The sequence below is a fragment of the Virgibacillus senegalensis genome (assembly GCF_000821245.2).
GTDB classification, from domain to species: domain Bacteria; phylum Bacillota; class Bacilli; order Bacillales; family Amphibacillaceae; genus Sediminibacillus; species Sediminibacillus senegalensis.
In genome coordinates, this window is sequence record NZ_LN611424.1 from 1,295,506 (window position 1) to 1,313,615 (window position 18,110).

Genomic DNA, 18,110 nt, shown 5'->3' on the forward strand with positions numbered 1-18,110 from the left:
TCGATGGACGGGAGCTTGCATCTGTTCTTATTAGTTTTTTAGTTGGAAGAAATACTCATACTTTCTCCCTATAGGTATTGGAGGGTATCATACATGATTCAAACAGAGATGAAGGAATTGGGACTTGCTGTCGAGGAGGCTGTGACTGCTGCCAGATCGAAACAGGCGCCCCAATTACTAAGCTATACAGAACCGGTGCCGCAAAGTGATCCGCTCTCTTTTTTTGCCAATGCATCGAACTTTGATGGAGGCCGGCTTTTTTGGGAAAATGCTGCAGGCACTCTTATCCTGGCAGGAGCAGGTGAAGCCTATATTTTAAAGGCTGACGGAAACAATCGATTCGAAGTGATCGAGCGTCAATGGAAGGAAATGCTCGAACAAGCAATGATTCATAATCCTCAGCGTAAACCTGGAACGGGTCCGATTGCCTTTGGAGGATTTTCTTTTGATCCGGCCAAAGCAGCTACGTCTCTTTGGGAGTCATTTCCCAGCAGTAAACTTCGAATCCCGGCATATCTGCTCACGGTGGTAGACGGAAAGCAATACTTAACGAGCAATGTCGTTATAATGCAGAACGATCGCTCAGCGGAAATTGAACAACGTCTGGAAGAAGACAAGCGCTTGCTGTTGTCTCCTGCAGTATTGCCAGAGAGTCCTCATATCAACGTAAAAAAAGAAGTGGAACCTGAAGCATGGAAAGAACTCGTAAGCAAGGCGACTGAAACAATCAAACAAGGGGAAGCAGAAAAAATCGTTCTAGCCCGGGAGCTGCGGGTACAGTTTTTAGATAAAGCGAATGTCGCGCCAGTCTTAAAAGCACTTACAACCCAACAGACAAACAGTTATATTTTCGCCTTTGAAAGCGGGGAGGACTGCTTTTTAGGCGCAACGCCGGAACGATTGGTGAAACTAGAAGACAAAAAACTGCTGTCAACGTGTCTCGCCGGGACTGCACCAAGAGGAACAACTGATGCAGAAGATGAGCGGATCGGCCAGCAGCTTCTGGCCGATGAAAAAAACCGCAGCGAGCATCAGTTTGTGGTGGAAATGATTAAAAAGGCAGTTTCAGCATGTTGTGAACAAGTACGGGTTCCCGGTGAACCTGTATTGTATCCGCTGAAAAACTTACAGCATCTCTATACACCGGTAGAAGCAGTGCTGCATGATGGTTATACGATTCTTGATATCGTAAAGCGGCTTCACCCGACACCGGCATTGGGTGGACTGCCTAATGAAGAGTCCGTTGCATTCATCCGTAACTATGAACGCTTGGATCGTGGCTGGTACGGCGCGCCGATCGGTTGGATGGATGCTTATCAAAACGGGGAGTTCGCTGTTGCCATCCGTTCGGCACTGATTCAGGGTGATCATGCTTCCTTGTTTGCCGGATGCGGGGTTGTCAGAGACTCGGATCCGGAAGAAGAATATCAGGAAACGAATATAAAATTTACACCAATGCTGTCTGTTTTAGGAGGACAATCATGAGTTATACGGAAGCTTTGACTAGATATACCGCTAATTTTGTAGACGAACTTTATCAAAACGGATTGAAAGATGTGGTGATTTCACCAGGTTCACGCTCTACTCCGCTTGCTGTCACTTTTGCAGAGCATCCTCATATTCAACATTGGGTAAACATGGATGAGCGGTCTGCCGCTTTCTTTGCACTCGGCATGGCCAAGCAGCAAAACAAACCAGTTGCAATCGTATGTACCTCAGGAACAGCAGCGGCCAATTATTTTCCAGCGATTGTTGAAGCCTACTATAGCCGTGTACCTCTGGTCGTGCTCACGGCAGATCGCCCGCATGAACTTCGCGATGTCGGAGCACCGCAAGCAATCGAACAAATCGGAATGTATGGAAAATACGTAAAATGGTTTCAGGAAATGGCGCTTCCAGAGCAAACGCCTGCCATGCTGCAATATGGACGAAGTAAAGCAGCAAGAGCATATCATACGGCGTTTGAAGGGAATCCAGGACCAGTTCACTTGAATTTTCCTTACCGAGAGCCATTAATGCCTGATTTTTCCCTGGATAATATTTGGGGTACCAATAAAAGCATGTCTTTTCATGAGACCTTCACCGGTGAAAAGAGATTGGATTCACACCAGCTGGATAAGCTGCTTGAACAATTGGCTGCCCACCAAAAAGGCTTGCTCGTCTGTGGTCCTCAGTTTGATACGCAATTGGCGGAAGCGATTTGCGGGTTGGCAGAAAAGTGGCAAATTCCACTTTTAGCCGATCCGTTGTCACAGTTGAGGGCTGGACAGCACGCCAAAACCAACATGATGGAAAGCTATGATACTATTTTAAAAAGCAAGCAGGTTAGGGATCGGCTCCACCCGGACTTTATCATACGGTTTGGGGCGATGCCTGTTTCCAAGCCGTATTTGCTGTTTGTCAAAGAGCATCCGGAAATGGAACATTTTGTTGTTGAATCATCTCATGGTTATCGGGAGCCCGCAGGTACAGCGGCACAATTTGTTTATGCTGATCCAATCCGCCTGTGTCAGGATTTAATGGATCATGAAGAGGCGCCTGCTTATGATCAGCAATGGCTCGAAACTTGGAAAGCAATGAACAAGACAGCCAAAGCTCAGCTTTTAGAGGAAAATCCCGACTCAGCTTTAACCGAAGGCCATACAGTGAAACAGCTTGCGGAGGCTATGCCGGAGCAAAGTACGATTTTTGTAGGCAATAGTATGCCCATTCGTGATATGGATACCTTTTTTATGGCCACGCCGAAATCGATCCGGGTACTGGGAAATAGAGGTGCCAATGGCATTGACGGTACCACTTCCTCTGCCTTAGGTGCGGCTGCCCATGGAGAAAAAGTGACACTGTTATCAGGCGACGTAACCTTTTTCCATGATCTCACCGGGTTGATGTCTGCCAAACAGTATCAGCTTAACTTAACTGTGGTGCTTATCAACAATAACGGCGGCGGGATTTTCTCTTTCTTGCCCCAGGCAGGGCAGACTGGCCATTTCGAAACGATTTTCGGTACACCGTTGGATATGGATTTTCAATATGTCAGTGCCTTGTATGAAGGGAAGTATGTAAAGCCCGAGACATGGGACGACTTACGGCAGGCGCTTGCTGCCAGTTATCAGCACAACGGGCTTTCTATTATTGAGGTTCAAACAAATCGGCAGGAAAACGTGGAATGGCATCGGAAAAAGTGGGATGACATTGAACGCCGTTTGTTAGATTATCTTGGCAGGTGATGACCATGTACTATACGGTTGGCTCGAAAAAATATTGGATGGAAGAAGTCGGAGAAGGTCCTCCTTTGTTACTGCTCCACGGTTTTACCGGCAGTAGTGGAGGATGGCAGCAATATGCCGATAAATGGAAGAATGAATTTCGTGTATTGATGTTGGACTTGCCTGGTCATGGTAAGACGAAGGTACCAGGCCCCATCCGAATGGAAGATTTCTGCGAGGACTTGGAACAACTGCTGGACATGCTTTCTCTTACAAAAGTGCACCTGCTTGGCTACTCTCTTGGTGGAAGGACGGCGCTTTCCTTTACGGTATTGAAACCAGAGCGCGTTCAGGCACTTGTCCTGGAAAGTGCATCGCCCGGACTCAGTTCACCTGATGAACAACTTGCACGGCAGACCAAAGATGAAGCACTTGCCGAAAGAATTATCGAAGAAGGGCTGACATCGTTCGTGGATTATTGGCAGGAACTTCCTTTGTTTGAATCACAAACCAAACTTCCTGACTCCGTCAAAGAACGGATACGGAAAGAACGGCTCAGTCAGACGGAGCGAGGTTTAGCTGACTCTTTAACCGGCATGGGAACTGGGGCACAGCCCTCCTGGTGGGGAGAGTTGGGATCTGTTAGTCACCCTGTTTTATTGATGGCAGGCGAAATAGATCGGAAGTTTGTCAACATTGCAGAGGAGATGCATGAAAGCTTGCAGAACAGTAATTTGGAAATCGTTCCGCTATCCGGTCATGCAATTCATGTGGAGCAACCGCAAAAATTTGATACAATAGTACAGGAATTCTTATTAAAAAGTGTTCTAGGAGGATAAAAGTCGGAGAATCCAGCGATTTTGCCAGTTTTGGCGATCTTGCGAAATCCGGTAGTCTTCCACAAAGTAAGAAAACTAACACATATTTTTGAATGGAGGTTATACTTATGGCAATTGAATGGGTTACAGAAAGGGAATATGAAGATATTCTTTATGAATCTTATAATGGGATTGCAAAAATTACGATCAATCGACCAGAAGTACGGAATGCATTCCGTCCGGAAACAACCAATGAATTGATCGACGCATTTACGCGTGCGCGTGATAACTCCAACATCGGGGTCATCGTTTTAGCAGGAGCAGGAGATGAAGCTTTCTGTGCAGGAGGAGATCAAAAAGTACGCGGGCATGGTGGATACGTCGGCGAGGACCAAATCCCACGATTGAATGTGCTTGATTTACAACGTTTGATCCGCGTCATCCCTAAACCGGTAGTAGCGATGGTATCAGGATATGCCATTGGTGGCGGACATGTCTTGCATGTTGTATGTGATTTGACGATTGCTGCCGATAACGCCGTGTTTGGCCAGACAGGACCGAAGGTAGGAAGCTTCGATGCTGGATATGGTGCCGGTCTGTTGGCGAGAATTGTCGGACATAAAAAGGCAAGGGAAATTTGGTATCTATGCCGCCAGTACAGTGCCAAAGAAGCCGAAGAAATGGGCTTGGTCAATACCGTTGTGCCATTGGAAAAACTTGAAGAAGAAACTGTACAATGGTGTCAGGAAATGTTGGAGAAATCGCCAACCGCATTACGTTTCTTGAAAGCTTCTTTCAACGCGGATACAGATGGACTAGCTGGCTTGCAGCAAATGGGTGGAGACGCAACCTTGCTGTATTACACAACAGATGAAGCGAAGGAAGGAAGAGACGCCTTCAAAGAAAAGCGCAATCCAGACTTCAAACAATTCCCGCGTTTCCCTTAATATGAATTTGTCGTTAAACCTGAAGCATCTTTTGCTTCAGGTTTTTTCGTTTTGCTGAAACCTGTGGCTTTTTGCGACCGTTTTGTCATGATTGCAATATCCACTATGATGCGGATAATCTTTCAGCAATCCGCTTATTCTATCAGTGAGGTGAAAAATAATGGAATGGGATGTAGTGATTGCAGGTGCCGGATTGGCTGGGTTATCCTGCGGATTGGAATTGTCCTTGCAAGGCAAAAAAGTGTTGATTCTCGAAGCAGATCCAGTTGTCGGTGGACGTTGTTCCAACTGGAATGACGGCGGTATGGCAGTGGAGTCCGGCTTCCATCGTTTCATTGGTTACTACAAAGCACTTCCTTCACTACTCAGAAAAGCCGGTGTAAATCCTGATGAAATGCTTACATGGGAAGAAAAGATTGATGTATTAATCAAAGGCAAAAATAAAAAGTTGGTTCTCGGAATTGCTCCCATCCATGGATTTATTAAAATGATAAGAGGAATTACTGGGAATCAGGATGTTTTGACGATGAGGGATAAACTATCCCTTGTCCCATTTTTTCTTCATGGCTACAAAGATTATTTATTACGGCCGGGTAAATTGGATCATTACAGTATTAAAGCATACGCCGATAGGCATGGTGTTACCGATGCTGCTTTTGATTACTTATTGATTCCTTTAAGTTCGGGAATATATTTTTTACCTCCGGATCGGTATTCGGCATATGTTTTCTTTGGTTTGTTTGCACCTGCTATCCCAAAATTTTATAAAATGCGGATCGGTGCATTTCTGGGTGGAATGACTGATGTGATGTGTCAACCAATTGCCGACAAAATAATCGAATTGGGCGGATCCATCCAAACAGGTGAAAAGGTGACCGGAATACTCATGGACGATCTGGGGAAAATCTCTGGAGTACAAGGCACCAATCGCAAAAAATATCGCGCCAGGCAAGTGGTGGTAGCTACATCGCTCGTTGGAGCAAAGCAGATTCTCTCGTCGTACAAAGATCATCCTTCGTTATCCAACCTTTTTAAACTGCCTATGATGCCTGCGGCAACTTTTCAAATCGAACTCGACAAGCCAGCATTGGAAAAAGACATCACTACGTTTGGTCCCAAAACCATCCTTGCCAGTTTTGCTGAACAGTCCAGAACGACTTTCAGAGAAAGTGAAGGGCGGTTATCAATCATTCTGACTCCCCCTGAGAGGTTTTTGGAAATGGAAGCAGAAGAGACATTGAAACGTGTAATAGCCGATTTTCAAACACTTGGTATCCATCTGAATGGCAAGGTGAAAGACTATCGCCAAATCAACCATCCAGAGGATTTTTACAGCTTGGCACCGGGAAACGATGCTTTACGCCCTGACCAACAAACCTCGATAGAAGGATTGATCCTTGCGGGTGATTACACAAAACAGCCATTTTTCTCCACCATGGAAGGGGCGGTTGTCTCTGGCCAAAAAGCTGCAGCTTTGACTCTAAAAGCGTTGGAGAAAGGCTAGAGGATGCTCATGGTGGGCATATTCTGACTCTTCCAAGTGGGGCGAAGAAAAAATCGGCCACTTTCTTTCAGCTGAATCAGTGACTTCCAATCCTGTCGTGGGTTGTTAGGCAGACACGTTGGATGTGGTGCGGTATTCTGGACATTCTGTGTGATAAGCGATTACGATAAAAAGGGGAGATCCTAAACCAATAAGGGTGAGGGAAAAGAATTTATTCCATTTACTTAGAAGGGGATGAAAAAATGAAAGTTTTAGTTGTTGGCGCGAATGGCCAAATTGGAAAACATCTTGTCAAGATTTTGCAAAATAAAGATAGTCTGAAAGCAAAAGCCATGATCCGCAAGCAAGAACAGGCATCGTTTTTTGAGGATCTGGGAGCGGAAACAGCTGTAGTTGATTTGGAACAAAATACGGAGTCGATTGCCAAGGCAGCAGAAGGGGTGGATGCAATCGTGTTTACCGCAGGCTCCGGTCCTCATACGGGAAAAGATAAAACGATCATGATTGATTTGGATGGTGCTGTTAAAACAATCGAAGCTGCTAAAACTGCTGGTGTGAAGCGATTCATTATGATTAGTTCCTTTGATACAACACGTGAAGCAATTCAGGCTGCTCCTTCCTCTTTTGCACCATATGTTGCAGCTAAGCATTACGCGGATGAATGGCTGAAAAATACGAATTTAGACTATACCATCATCCATCCAGGCGCTCTTACCAATGAGCAAGGAACAGGAGAAGTCAAAGCTGCTACAGAAGTGGAAAGGGGAGAAATTCCACGAGAGGATGTAGCAGGCGTCATCGCTGCCACCCTGGAGAATGATTCTACGATCGGAAAAGAATTTCAGGTAGTGGGTGGATCTACGACAATCAAGGAAGCAGTCAGCTCATTGTAAAGAAAATGGGATTGCTGTCCAGAAAAAAGGCAATTTATCGAAAAAAGGTAAATTGCCTTTTTTCATAATCAACGGTGGTAAGCCGCTTGAATAACGAAGACAAGATCGTTCTTTTTGACTTACGGTTATAAGGATGAAGATATACACGAAGCAGTACATAGCTGTAGCTATAAAGATAATTTTAAATCGATCTATCGCATGTAGAATGCAAGTTTTTTTTAGGAGGTACGCAACAACATGAAAACATATCAATTTCCTGAAGGTTTTTTATGGGGAGGAGCTACTGCGGCGAATCAAATAGAAGGCGGATTTAAGGAAGGGAATAAAGGGTTGAACATTGCCGATGTCCTTCCAGGTGGGAAAGAACGGTACAACATTCTGACGAATCCGGGTTTTGATTTTGCCATCCATCCTGACCAGCATTTCTATCCCAACCATGAGGCAATTGACTTCTACCATCGCTATAAAGAAGATATTGCCTTATTTGCAGAAATGGGATTTAAGGCTTTCCGTATGTCGATTGCCTGGACGCGGATTTTCCCGAAAGGCGATGAAACCGAACCAAACGAAGAAGGATTGGCTTTTTATGACAAAGTGTTCGATGAGCTTCATAAACATGGGATTGAACCGGTAGTAACCATTTCCCATTATGAAATGCCGCTGCATTTAGTGAACGAATATGGTGGCTGGAGAAACCGGAAAGTGGTTAGTTTCTTTGAACGCTATGTCAATGCCATTTTCAACCGGTATAAACATAAAGTGAAATACTGGATGACCTTTAATGAAATCAACAGTGGGTTGGTTATGCCGATACAGGGTCTTGGCTTCTCTATCCAAAACGAGCAAGATAAATACCAGCCAACCTTCCAGGCGTATCACCATCAGTTTGTAGCGAGTGCAATTGCGGTCAAGGCTTGCCATGAAATCATACCTGGAGCCGAAATAGGCTGTATGATTCTGTTTGCACCGGTCTATTCTTTTGACAGCAATCCGGAAAATGTCATGTATGCTCTTCAAGAGGAACAACTATTCAATTACTTCTGTGCAGATGTACAAGTCCGAGGTGAATACCCTGCTTTTATGAAGCGCTACTTTAAAGAGCATCAAATTGACCTGCAGATAGAAGATGGTGATTTGGAACTGTTGAAAGAAGGCACAGTTGATTATATAGGCTTCAGTTATTATATGTCCCGGACAGAAAAGAAAGAAAAATCAGATGAGGAAGCTTCACAGGGAAACATCATCGGGGGTATCAAAAATCCGTTCTTAAAGGCAAGCGACTGGGGCTGGGAGATTGACCCTATCGGCTTGCGTATTGCGTTGAATAAATTGTATGACCGCTACCAGTTACCGCTGTTTGTCGTGGAAAATGGGTTTGGAGCCTATGATAAGCTGGAAGATGACGGATCGATTCATGATGATTACCGGATCGACTATTTGCGGGAGCACATCCAAGCCATCGGAGAAGCAATCGAAGACGGCATCGATATTATGGGATATACAAGTTGGGGATGCATTGATATGGTCAGCATGTCGACAGGAGAGTTTTCAAAACGGTATGGCTATATTTATGTAGATAAACAGGACGATGGCAGTGGCACTTTAGAGCGGAAAAAGAAGCAATCTTTTTTCTGGTATAAAGATGTTATTGCGTCCAATGGAAAAACATTATAAACAGAGAGAATGAGGTTTACGGTTAGCTGATGCTTCCCGCGGAAAAGGAAATACTTTTTTATCATTGTCTTCCGCAACATCCATCAAACAATAAGAAACCGAACGAGTTCAATCATCGTTCGGTTTCTTACTTTGACCATGCTCTTGTACAAACGTTATTAAAAAGCCTCCGGTATCATTTTAAATCCTTCTATGACTGTGTCTTCTTCCACTTCAATCATAATACAGCGTTTGCCGTTGAAATTCACCTGTCTCACGTATCGCAAATCTTCGGGGCTAATGGAAATCTTTGCTACCTTTGTGTCGATTTTAATCGACTTAGAATGATACTTTGGCAAGATATTGCTTGCTTTTAGTTCGTATTTTTCATCATCGACAACATGCTGAAAAGCTGCTTCCACTTTATCAGTATCCACATCTTCTACACCGCTCATTTTTAATACGCGTTCAACGTCCCGATAATCCAGCTTTGGTGTGTCTTCTTCTTCGCTGTCTTCCATTACACGGTTGATTTCCTCATAAACATTCGCAAGTGTCTGCGTATTTAACTGGTCTCCCGTAACATCTTTCACGATTTCTTCAAAGACGGTTTTATCCTCTTTGGCAGTTATTGTTTCTTGAGCATTTAAAACTTCTTCAACGAAACCGGGATCAGGCTCGTTTACTTTCCCGGCAGAATAAAGAATGTGGTTAACATCAGCAGCATTATCTGTAATACAAGGAAATAAAAAACCTGCCATCGGGGTATTCAGATTAATGATCGGATCCACGACCACATTGTATTTAAATTCCTTCTCGACATAGTCAAATAGCAGTTCTTTCTTCGGATCCTGGGTTTTATTGATACTACAAAGAATAAATGGATTCGAGTAAACAGTGTCCCGATCACTTTCTTCCGACTCCTCACTCTGGCGTTTCATCGGCTTCAAATATTCTGCCTTGATAAAAGTGATGACGATATCCATTTCATATTGTCTGTAGCTTAGCATCTTCTCGACGAGGGATAGCATATGTTGATTCCAATCTTCCACCTCATTGCTTAACAAACCCTGATGTAATATAAGCTGGCTGCTGTTCTCTACCTCGCGTTCGAATTTTAATTCAAACAGTTTTTCATCAAGCTGCCCANTTAGAGCGGAAAAAGAAGCAATCTTTTTTCTGGTATAAAGATGTTATTGCGTCCAATGGAAAAACATTATAAACAGAGAGAATGAGGTTTACGGTTAGCTGATGCTTCCCGCGGAAAAGGAAATACTTTTTTATCATTGTCTTCCGCAACATCCATCAAACAATAAGAAACCGAACGAGTTCAATCATCGTTCGGTTTCTTACTTTGACCATGCTCTTGTACAAACGTTATTAAAAAGCCTCCGGTATCATTTTAAATCCTTCTATGACTGTGTCTTCTTCCACTTCAATCATAATACAGCGTTTGCCGTTGAAATTCACCTGTCTCACGTATCGCAAATCTTCGGGGCTAATGGAAATCTTTGCTACCTTTGTGTCGATTTTAATCGACTTAGAATGATACTTTGGCAAGATATTGCTTGCTTTTAGTTCGTATTTTTCATCATCGACAACATGCTGAAAAGCTGCTTCCACTTTATCAGTATCCACATCTTCTACACCGCTCATTTTTAATACGCGTTCAACGTCCCGATAATCCAGCTTTGGTGTGTCTTCTTCTTCGCTGTCTTCCATTACACGGTTGATTTCCTCATAAACATTCGCAAGTGTCTGCGTATTTAACTGGTCTCCCGTAACATCTTTCACGATTTCTTCAAAGACGGTTTTATCCTCTTTGGCAGTTATTGTTTCTTGAGCATTTAAAACTTCTTCAACGAAACCGGGATCAGGCTCGTTTACTTTCCCGGCAGAATAAAGAATGTGGTTAACATCAGCAGCATTATCTGTAATACAAGGAAATAAAAAACCTGCCATCGGGGTATTCAGATTAATGATCGGATCCACGACCACATTGTATTTAAATTCCTTCTCGACATAGTCAAATAGCAGTTCTTTCTTCGGATCCTGGGTTTTATTGATACTACAAAGAATAAATGGATTCGAGTAAACAGTGTCCCGATCACTTTCTTCCGACTCCTCACTCTGGCGTTTCATCGGCTTCAAATATTCTGCCTTGATAAAAGTGATGACGATATCCATTTCATATTGTCTGTAGCTTAGCATCTTCTCGACGAGGGATAGCATATGTTGATTCCAATCTTCCACCTCATTGCTTAACAAACCCTGATGTAATATAAGCTGGCTGCTGTTCTCTACCTCGCGTTCGAATTTTAATTCAAACAGTTTTTCATCAAGCTGCCCAGTCAATAATTTTTTAAAGTTTGTCATAAATAATTCCTGCTGATCCTGTTCCAGCATTTCAAATGGCTGGCTTTGATAGTGATAGATTTCACTCGATTCCTTCATAATATAAACATTGAAAATATCGGAAATTTTAAGCAGATCGTTGTCTATTTTAAATTGCTTGCGAATAGCAGCTACATCTTTTTTATTCATCTAAAAATCCACCTCTACGTATTTGATCTGTGATTGTGACTACGGCATGAGAAAGTGGAGAGTAAATCTAATGATTTACTCTCCACTGATTAAGTGCTCTTTTATTTTAACATAGGAAGAAAAAAATAACGTAGTCTAATTTGTTATTTGTCACCCCGATACGACTCGGCTACAAAGCGGATTTTATCAGGCTTCCAAGCTTTTCATTTTATCGATTGTTCGATAAAATGATGGCGTGCTAGTTCTATTTACGAGGCTTTACTTAGAAAGGATTCGAACGATCATGACAGAAGTTATTCCTCATTGGCTTGATAAACAAGCAGATCTTTCACCAAATAAAATAGCAATTGAAACACCTGAGGGGGAAGAGTGGACATTTCAACAACTGCGGAACAAAAGCAGAAGCTTTGCAAAAAAAATGGCTGCTTCTAGTGTTGAAGAAGGCAATCACGTTGCTGTGCTCGCTTCCAACTCTACCGAGATGGCAATCGCCATCCATGCATTGTCCTATCTCGGTGCTGTCGGAGTTTTACTGAATGTCCGCCTGTCTGCTGCAGAGCTGGCTTATCAATTAGACGATGCAGAGGCTGCCTTTCTGCTGTATGACGATGATCATGCTGAATTGGCGCTCTCTGCTTCGAACCATGCCGGCAGTGTGGCCGTCCACAGTTTCCGAATGATCGGTAATCAAAAAGAAATGGATGTCCCATTGCAGAAAGAATTAGTGTTGGACAGGCTGTTTACCATTATATATACCTCTGGTACGACCGGATTCCCCAAAGGAGTGGAGCACACCTATGGCAATCATTGGTGGAGTGCCGTGTCGTCCGCTCTCAACCTTGGTTTGTCTGATAACGACAAATGGCTGGCTTCCCTGCCATTGTTTCATGTAGGCGGACTTTCACTTTTAGTGAAAAGCGTCGTGTATGGCATGCCGGTGTACTTGATGAAAAAATTTGATATTGAACTTGCCCATCAGGCGATTACAGCAGGAAATGTGACCATCGTGTCGGTTGTAGCTGTCATGCTAGAACGACTGATCAATAAGTTGGATGGCGGCCGTTATCCTGATTCTTTCCGTTGTATGCTTTTAGGAGGAGGGCCTGCGCCAGAACCGCTGTTAGAGAAGGCTAAAATTCACGAGATACCTGTTTTTCAAACTTATGGCATGACGGAAACGTCTTCGCAAATCGTGACGCTCAGTCCGGCTTACGCTTTATCCAAGCTCGGTTCAGCTGGAAAACCACTAGTGTCTGCCCAATTGAAAATCATGCTGGATGGAAAACCTGTCTCCAACGGCACAGTCGGTGAAATATATGTCAAAGGCCCCATGGTTACCAAAGGGTATTACCAAAATGAAAAAGCAAACGATAAAGCTTTTCATTATGGCTGGCTGGCCACTGGAGATCTGGGAAAACTGGATGAAGATGGTTTTCTCTACGTGATGGACAGACGGAAGGATTTAATCATATCCGGCGGTGAAAACATTTACCCTGCTGAAATCGAGAGCGTTTTGTCTGGATTGGAAGGGATAAAAGAGGCTGGTGTCGTGGGTAGAAAGGATGACCAATGGGGGCAGGTACCGGTTGCCTTCATTGTGCCCTCGGACGCTACATTAACCAGGGAGCACGTTTTGGCGTACTGCAGGGAGCGCTTAGCCAAATTCAAGGTTCCTAAGCAGGTTTATTTTCTTACTGAACTGCCGCGGAATGCTTCCAATAAGCTGGTCAGGCATAAGCTTGCCGACATGGTGACAGAACTGGAATCGTAATAGGAATGAGAGGCTGAAGGTTGGGAACGCAATGCATCTGGATATGCCGAATAGAGAAAATGAATGTGTGGAAATACTGCGGTTACCTGAAGCTCTCTGATAGGTAGCATGTTAAAAAAAGCGGTCCGTGTGGGATTTAACATCCATCCGGACCGCTTTTCGATTTCATTTCAGAAATTTTGTGTCCTCTGTTCCTCATCAGTTTAACTTTGGATGACCTCTTTCCCCTTGGGGGAGTGGTCATCCATTGCTACGGAAATACCCTGCGTTTTCCGCGGGCGGGTGGTGAGCTTCCTCGAGCTAAAGCTCTGCGGGATCTCACCGAGGCCTTTCCTCCCGCAGGACAAGGAAGGCTGCGGCAGCGATACATCGCACGAAGGAAATTGGTTTGTATTTTCGAGGAGTCTTCGGTATTTCCTCCGCAATGAACAGCTTCTTGTTTCTGCTACGCCTAGCACAGGCAGCATATCCAGACTCCAGCGGGTCAGCCCCGCAAGAAGCCTTTTCTTTCTCATGCTTTGTGACCGCCGATTTTATGTGTGCGGTCCAGCGTGACACCAAGCTCGGTAAAGCTGGTGGCCCGCAGCAGGGAGGCGGATCCATGTTTTTGCCGAATTTGATCCATTACATAACCAAGGTCTTTTTGTTTGGTTTTGTCCACAAATAAATTCAATTGGGTTTCCGCATCGACTGCCAAGTTATCAAGAGTGACGAACACCCGGCGTATTTTGCTGACACCATCGTAAAATTCACGGAATAGCTGCATGCACACCTTGTATACCTCCATGGTAATGTTTGTTGGAAGCGCAACTGACCGGGACCGGCTGAATCCGCCGCCGCTCTCTTGAGAGTAGCCGATGCCTAGGTGAACCGTTCTGCCGGCCTGGCCTGCAGTCCTTGCTCTACGACATACCTCTTCGCATAAGTCGAGAATACAGGCAAACACTTCGTCGCCACGGTAGTCGCGCAACAACGTGATACCATGGCCGAATCCCTTTTGGTCTTGTTTTTGAAAGTTGCCGGTGACAGGGCTTAAATCAATTCCCCAGGCATGCCAATACAGTTGTTCACCCATGATTCCGAACCGCTTTTTGAGGCGCTCCAGCGGAAAGTCTGCCAGCTGGCCGAGTGTCACAATCCCCATTCGATTTAAGTTGCGCATCATCCGTTTTCCGATTCCCCAAATTTTTTCAACTGGCACCGGCCACAGTTTTTCTTCTACATCCTCATACCGACACTCGGCAATCCCTGTTTCTTTGGCGTATAAATCCATGACAACCTTCGCTAAAAATTTGTTATCTCCAATCCCGATCGAACAGGTCAAGCCCATTGTTTCCAACAATTCAGCCTTGATCATCCGAGCGACCTGCCAGCGGTCACCATACAACTTTTCCAGACCGTTCACCGTCACCCATAGTTCATCGACAGAGTACTGATGAATCGCTTCTTTCGGGACGTATTGATTGATGAGCTTGGTGATTTCCATTGAGACTTGTAAGTAGTCTCCCATTTTCGCTTCTACAATATGGATATCCGGATCATCCGGAAGCTCGAAAAACCGGCTGACATTTTTCACTCCATGCTTTTTCTTTAATGGAGGAGACGCTGCCAGAATGATACTGCCTGAACGGTTTTTGTCACCTACGACTGCAAGCATATCTTGCATGGGATCTAAGTTGTGTTTCAAGCATTCTACGCTGGCATAAAAAGAGCGCATATCGATGCAAAGTACATCATTTCTCGGCAATGTCAGGTTTGTCGGCAGCATAGCATTTCTCCTCCTTCTCAAGAACGTATGTTCGTTTTAAATATAATATAACCCACCAAAAGGGATTTAAACAGCGTTAATTTATTCCATACCTCTGGCAGGTTAGGTATAGAAGGTAGAAGAAGTACGAACAATGCAGGAAGAAGAGGACCGTTTTTGGGAAAATAGCCTTTCGATTCCGGAAAAAAGATATTAACGGGAAAAAACTATATAAACGGACTATATTTTTTGGTAAACTTACATTGCTGCAATTGAAACAAGGAGAATCAAGATGAACATTTTTTCACGACTATTTAAAGCAAGCCATCTTTCGACAATCCGTTTGATTGTTTTGTTCTATTTGTTGACAGTGCTTTTTTCGACTCTGTTGCTAGGCATGCCGTTCTTTCATCAAGGCGGGTTTAGTATATCTTTCATCGATTTGGTGTTTACGGCAGTGAGTGCGGTCAGTGTAACTGGTCTGACAGTTGTTTCGACTGCAGATACATTCAATGCTGCTGGAAAGCTTGCATTGACGATTGTGCTTCAGTTCGGCGGCATTGGAATCATGACCTTAGGAACCTTCATCTGGATCCTGTTGGGAAAGAAAATCGGCTTGCGGGGCAGGCAGTTGATTCAGATTGATCAAAACAGGACCACGTTATCCGGTCTGGTAAGACTAATGCTCAAGATATTGAAAATTATTTTGTCAATTGAATTAATCGGTACCATTATATTAAGTACGTATTTTTTATCTTATTTCGATACTTGGCAGGAAGCGCTGTTGCAAGGTTTCTTTGCTTCCGTCAGCGCTACGACCAACGCTGGATTCGATATAACCGGATCATCGCTGATCCCTTTTGCTGGTGATTACTTTGTCCAGTTCGTCAACATCGTCCTGCTTATTTTGGGAGCAATTGGATTCCCTGTATTGATTGAAGTACAAGAACTAATAAGAGGACATAAATCCGAGATAAATCAAAAATATACGTTTTCCCTGTTTTCCAAGCTAACGACGTTGACATTCTTTGCCTTGGTTCTGGCGGGTTGGCTGTTGATCTTTGTGCTGGAGCGCAACGCTTTTTTGGCGGACAAGATATGGCATGNGCATAAAAAGAGCGCATATCGATGCAAAGTACATCATTTCTCGGCAATGTCAGGTTTGTCGGCAGCATAGCATTTCTCCTCCTTCTCAAGAACGTATGTTCGTTTTAAATATAATATAACCCACCAAAAGGGATTTAAACAGCGTTAATTTATTCCATACCTCTGGCAGGTTAGGTATAGAAGGTAGAAGAAGTACGAACAATGCAGGAAGAAGAGGACCGTTTTTGGGAAAATAGCCTTTCGATTCCGGAAAAAAGATATTAACGGGAAAAAACTATATAAACGGACTATATTTTTTGGTAAACTTACATTGCTGCAATTGAAACAAGGAGAATCAAGATGAACATTTTTTCACGACTATTTAAAGCAAGCCATCTTTCGACAATCCGTTTGATTGTTTTGTTCTATTTGTTGACAGTGCTTTTTTCGACTCTGTTGCTAGGCATGCCGTTCTTTCATCAAGGCGGGTTTAGTATATCTTTCATCGATTTGGTGTTTACGGCAGTGAGTGCGGTCAGTGTAACTGGTCTGACAGTTGTTTCGACTGCAGATACATTCAATGCTGCTGGAAAGCTTGCATTGACGATTGTGCTTCAGTTCGGCGGCATTGGAATCATGACCTTAGGAACCTTCATCTGGATCCTGTTGGGAAAGAAAATCGGCTTGCGGGGCAGGCAGTTGATTCAGATTGATCAAAACAGGACCACGTTATCCGGTCTGGTAAGACTAATGCTCAAGATATTGAAAATTATTTTGTCAATTGAATTAATCGGTACCATTATATTAAGTACGTATTTTTTATCTTATTTCGATACTTGGCAGGAAGCGCTGTTGCAAGGTTTCTTTGCTTCCGTCAGCGCTACGACCAACGCTGGATTCGATATAACCGGATCATCGCTGATCCCTTTTGCTGGTGATTACTTTGTCCAGTTCGTCAACATCGTCCTGCTTATTTTGGGAGCAATTGGATTCCCTGTATTGATTGAAGTACAAGAACTAATAAGAGGACATAAATCCGAGATAAATCAAAAATATACGTTTTCCCTGTTTTCCAAGCTAACGACGTTGACATTCTTTGCCTTGGTTCTGGCGGGTTGGCTGTTGATCTTTGTGCTGGAGCGCAACGCTTTTTTGGCGGACAAGATATGGCATGAAAAGATTTTCTACAGTCTGTTTCAATCAGTTACCACCAGAAGTGGTGGTTTGGCCACGATGGATGTTAACGATTTTACCATGCCCACCCTGGTTGTAATTTGTATTCTCATGTTCATTGGTGCTTCGCCGAGCAGTGTTGGGGGAGGAATCAGGACCACAACGTTTGCGATCATGCTGCTGGCTATCTACAATTATGGGAAAGGAAACACCAGCATAAAAGTATTTGGAAGAGAACTTGATCAGGAAGATGTGAATCGTTCTTTTATTGTTATTTCCACGGCGGCAATGCTTTGCTTGAGTGCAATAACCATCCTCACTTATCTCGAGCCATTTCCGTTGATTTCAATCGCATTTGAAGTGTGTTCGGCATTCGGTACCACAGGCCTTTCGATGGGGATTACACCTGATTTATCGACGCCGGGAAAATGCATCATTATTTTTCTAATGTTTATAGGGAGAATCGGAATTTTCTCCTTCCTGTTCCTGTTAAGAGGAAGGGTGACAAAAGATATTTATCATTATCCGAAAGAACGGGTCATCATCGGTTAATTAATTCCTAATTGTTGGAGAGACAAATCGGAATGACAGGAGCAAGACCCATGGCGGTTTGGTCTTTTGTGACGATGCAGCTTAATCAGGTGTCCACATGTTTGATTGAATGTTAAAACGGCGCTACAGGAAATGCCTTCTGCGCCTGCTGTCACCCATGCTTTCTTACCGGAGTCTTCGGGTGTTTTTTCAAGCACAATGTCTTAATAGATAACA

Annotated in this window: 11 protein-coding genes and 2 pseudogenes; 10 read left to right on the plus strand and 3 right to left on the minus strand. The window is 43.8% G+C overall.

The genetic code is table 11. The features are described from left to right. Positions 1-93: 93 nt before the first annotated feature. The 7 genes from BN1067_RS10490 (at position 94) to BN1067_RS10520 (ending at position 9,042) form a co-directional block, all read left to right on the plus strand. A complete protein-coding gene (locus BN1067_RS10490) occupies positions 94-1,485 on the plus strand; it encodes an isochorismate synthase (protein ID WP_053218805.1) in 1,392 nt (463 codons plus the stop codon). Next, entirely contained in the window at positions 1,482-3,227 is a 1,746-nt protein-coding gene (gene menD, locus BN1067_RS10495) for a 2-succinyl-5-enolpyruvyl-6-hydroxy-3-cyclohexene-1-carboxylic-acid synthase (protein WP_053218806.1), read from the plus strand. Before BN1067_RS10490 ends, menD begins: the two co-directional genes overlap by 4 nt. A gap of 5 nt (positions 3,228-3,232) precedes the next feature. Then, complete coding sequence (menH, locus tag BN1067_RS10500; RefSeq protein WP_053218807.1) at positions 3,233-4,045, plus strand: 2-succinyl-6-hydroxy-2,4-cyclohexadiene-1-carboxylate synthase; 813 nt, start codon at positions 3,233-3,235, stop codon at positions 4,043-4,045. Positions 4,046-4,152: 107 nt separating this feature from the next. Next, complete coding sequence (menB, locus tag BN1067_RS10505; RefSeq protein ID WP_053218808.1) at positions 4,153-4,971, plus strand: 1,4-dihydroxy-2-naphthoyl-CoA synthase; 819 nt, start codon at positions 4,153-4,155, stop codon at positions 4,969-4,971. A 160-nt stretch (positions 4,972-5,131) separates the two neighbouring features. After that, positions 5,132-6,475: a hydroxysqualene dehydroxylase gene (locus BN1067_RS10510; RefSeq protein ID WP_053218809.1), complete on the plus strand. Its 1,344-nt coding sequence runs from the start codon at positions 5,132-5,134 to the stop codon at positions 6,473-6,475. A gap of 242 nt (positions 6,476-6,717) precedes the next feature. Continuing rightward, positions 6,718-7,368 (plus strand): SDR family oxidoreductase, encoded by a 651-nt coding sequence (locus tag BN1067_RS10515; protein ID WP_053218810.1) that lies wholly within the window; start codon positions 6,718-6,720, stop codon positions 7,366-7,368. 237 nt (positions 7,369-7,605) lie between these two features. After that, positions 7,606-9,042 (plus strand): glycoside hydrolase family 1 protein, encoded by a 1,437-nt coding sequence (locus BN1067_RS10520; protein WP_053218811.1) that lies wholly within the window; start codon positions 7,606-7,608, stop codon positions 9,040-9,042. A 158-nt stretch (positions 9,043-9,200) separates the two neighbouring features. Here the strand turns inward: BN1067_RS10520 and BN1067_RS10525 are convergent. Both BN1067_RS10525 and BN1067_RS10530 read right to left on the minus strand, forming a co-directional pair. Next, positions 9,201-10,175: pseudogene (locus BN1067_RS10525) on the minus strand (DUF4317 family protein); the annotation flags it as partial. Positions 10,176-10,401: 226 nt separating this feature from the next. Beyond that, complete coding sequence (locus BN1067_RS10530) at positions 10,402-11,565, minus strand: DUF4317 domain-containing protein (RefSeq protein ID WP_053218812.1); 1,164 nt, start codon at positions 11,563-11,565, stop codon at positions 10,402-10,404. Positions 11,566-11,848: 283 nt separating this feature from the next. Between BN1067_RS10530 and BN1067_RS10535 the strand changes: the two genes are divergently transcribed. After that, complete coding sequence (locus tag BN1067_RS10535) at positions 11,849-13,336, plus strand: o-succinylbenzoate--CoA ligase (RefSeq protein ID WP_053218813.1); 1,488 nt, start codon at positions 11,849-11,851, stop codon at positions 13,334-13,336. A 511-nt stretch (positions 13,337-13,847) separates the two neighbouring features. On the opposite strand, the gene BN1067_RS10540 is transcribed toward BN1067_RS10535, so the two are convergent. Further along, positions 13,848-15,104, minus strand: coding sequence for a DNA polymerase IV (locus BN1067_RS10540; RefSeq protein WP_053218814.1), 1,257 nt, complete (start codon positions 15,102-15,104; stop codon positions 13,848-13,850). 271 nt (positions 15,105-15,375) lie between these two features. Between BN1067_RS10540 and BN1067_RS10545 the strand changes: the two are divergent. Further along, positions 15,376-16,188, plus strand: a pseudogene (locus BN1067_RS10545) (potassium transporter TrkG); the annotation flags it as partial. Between the two features lie 341 nt (positions 16,189-16,529). Beyond that, the gene (locus BN1067_RS10550; protein WP_053218816.1) at positions 16,530-17,894 is read left to right on the plus strand and encodes a TrkH family potassium uptake protein; all 1,365 of its coding nucleotides are present in this window, start codon (positions 16,530-16,532) and stop codon (positions 17,892-17,894) included. The last annotated feature ends 216 nt before the right edge of the window (positions 17,895-18,110 follow it).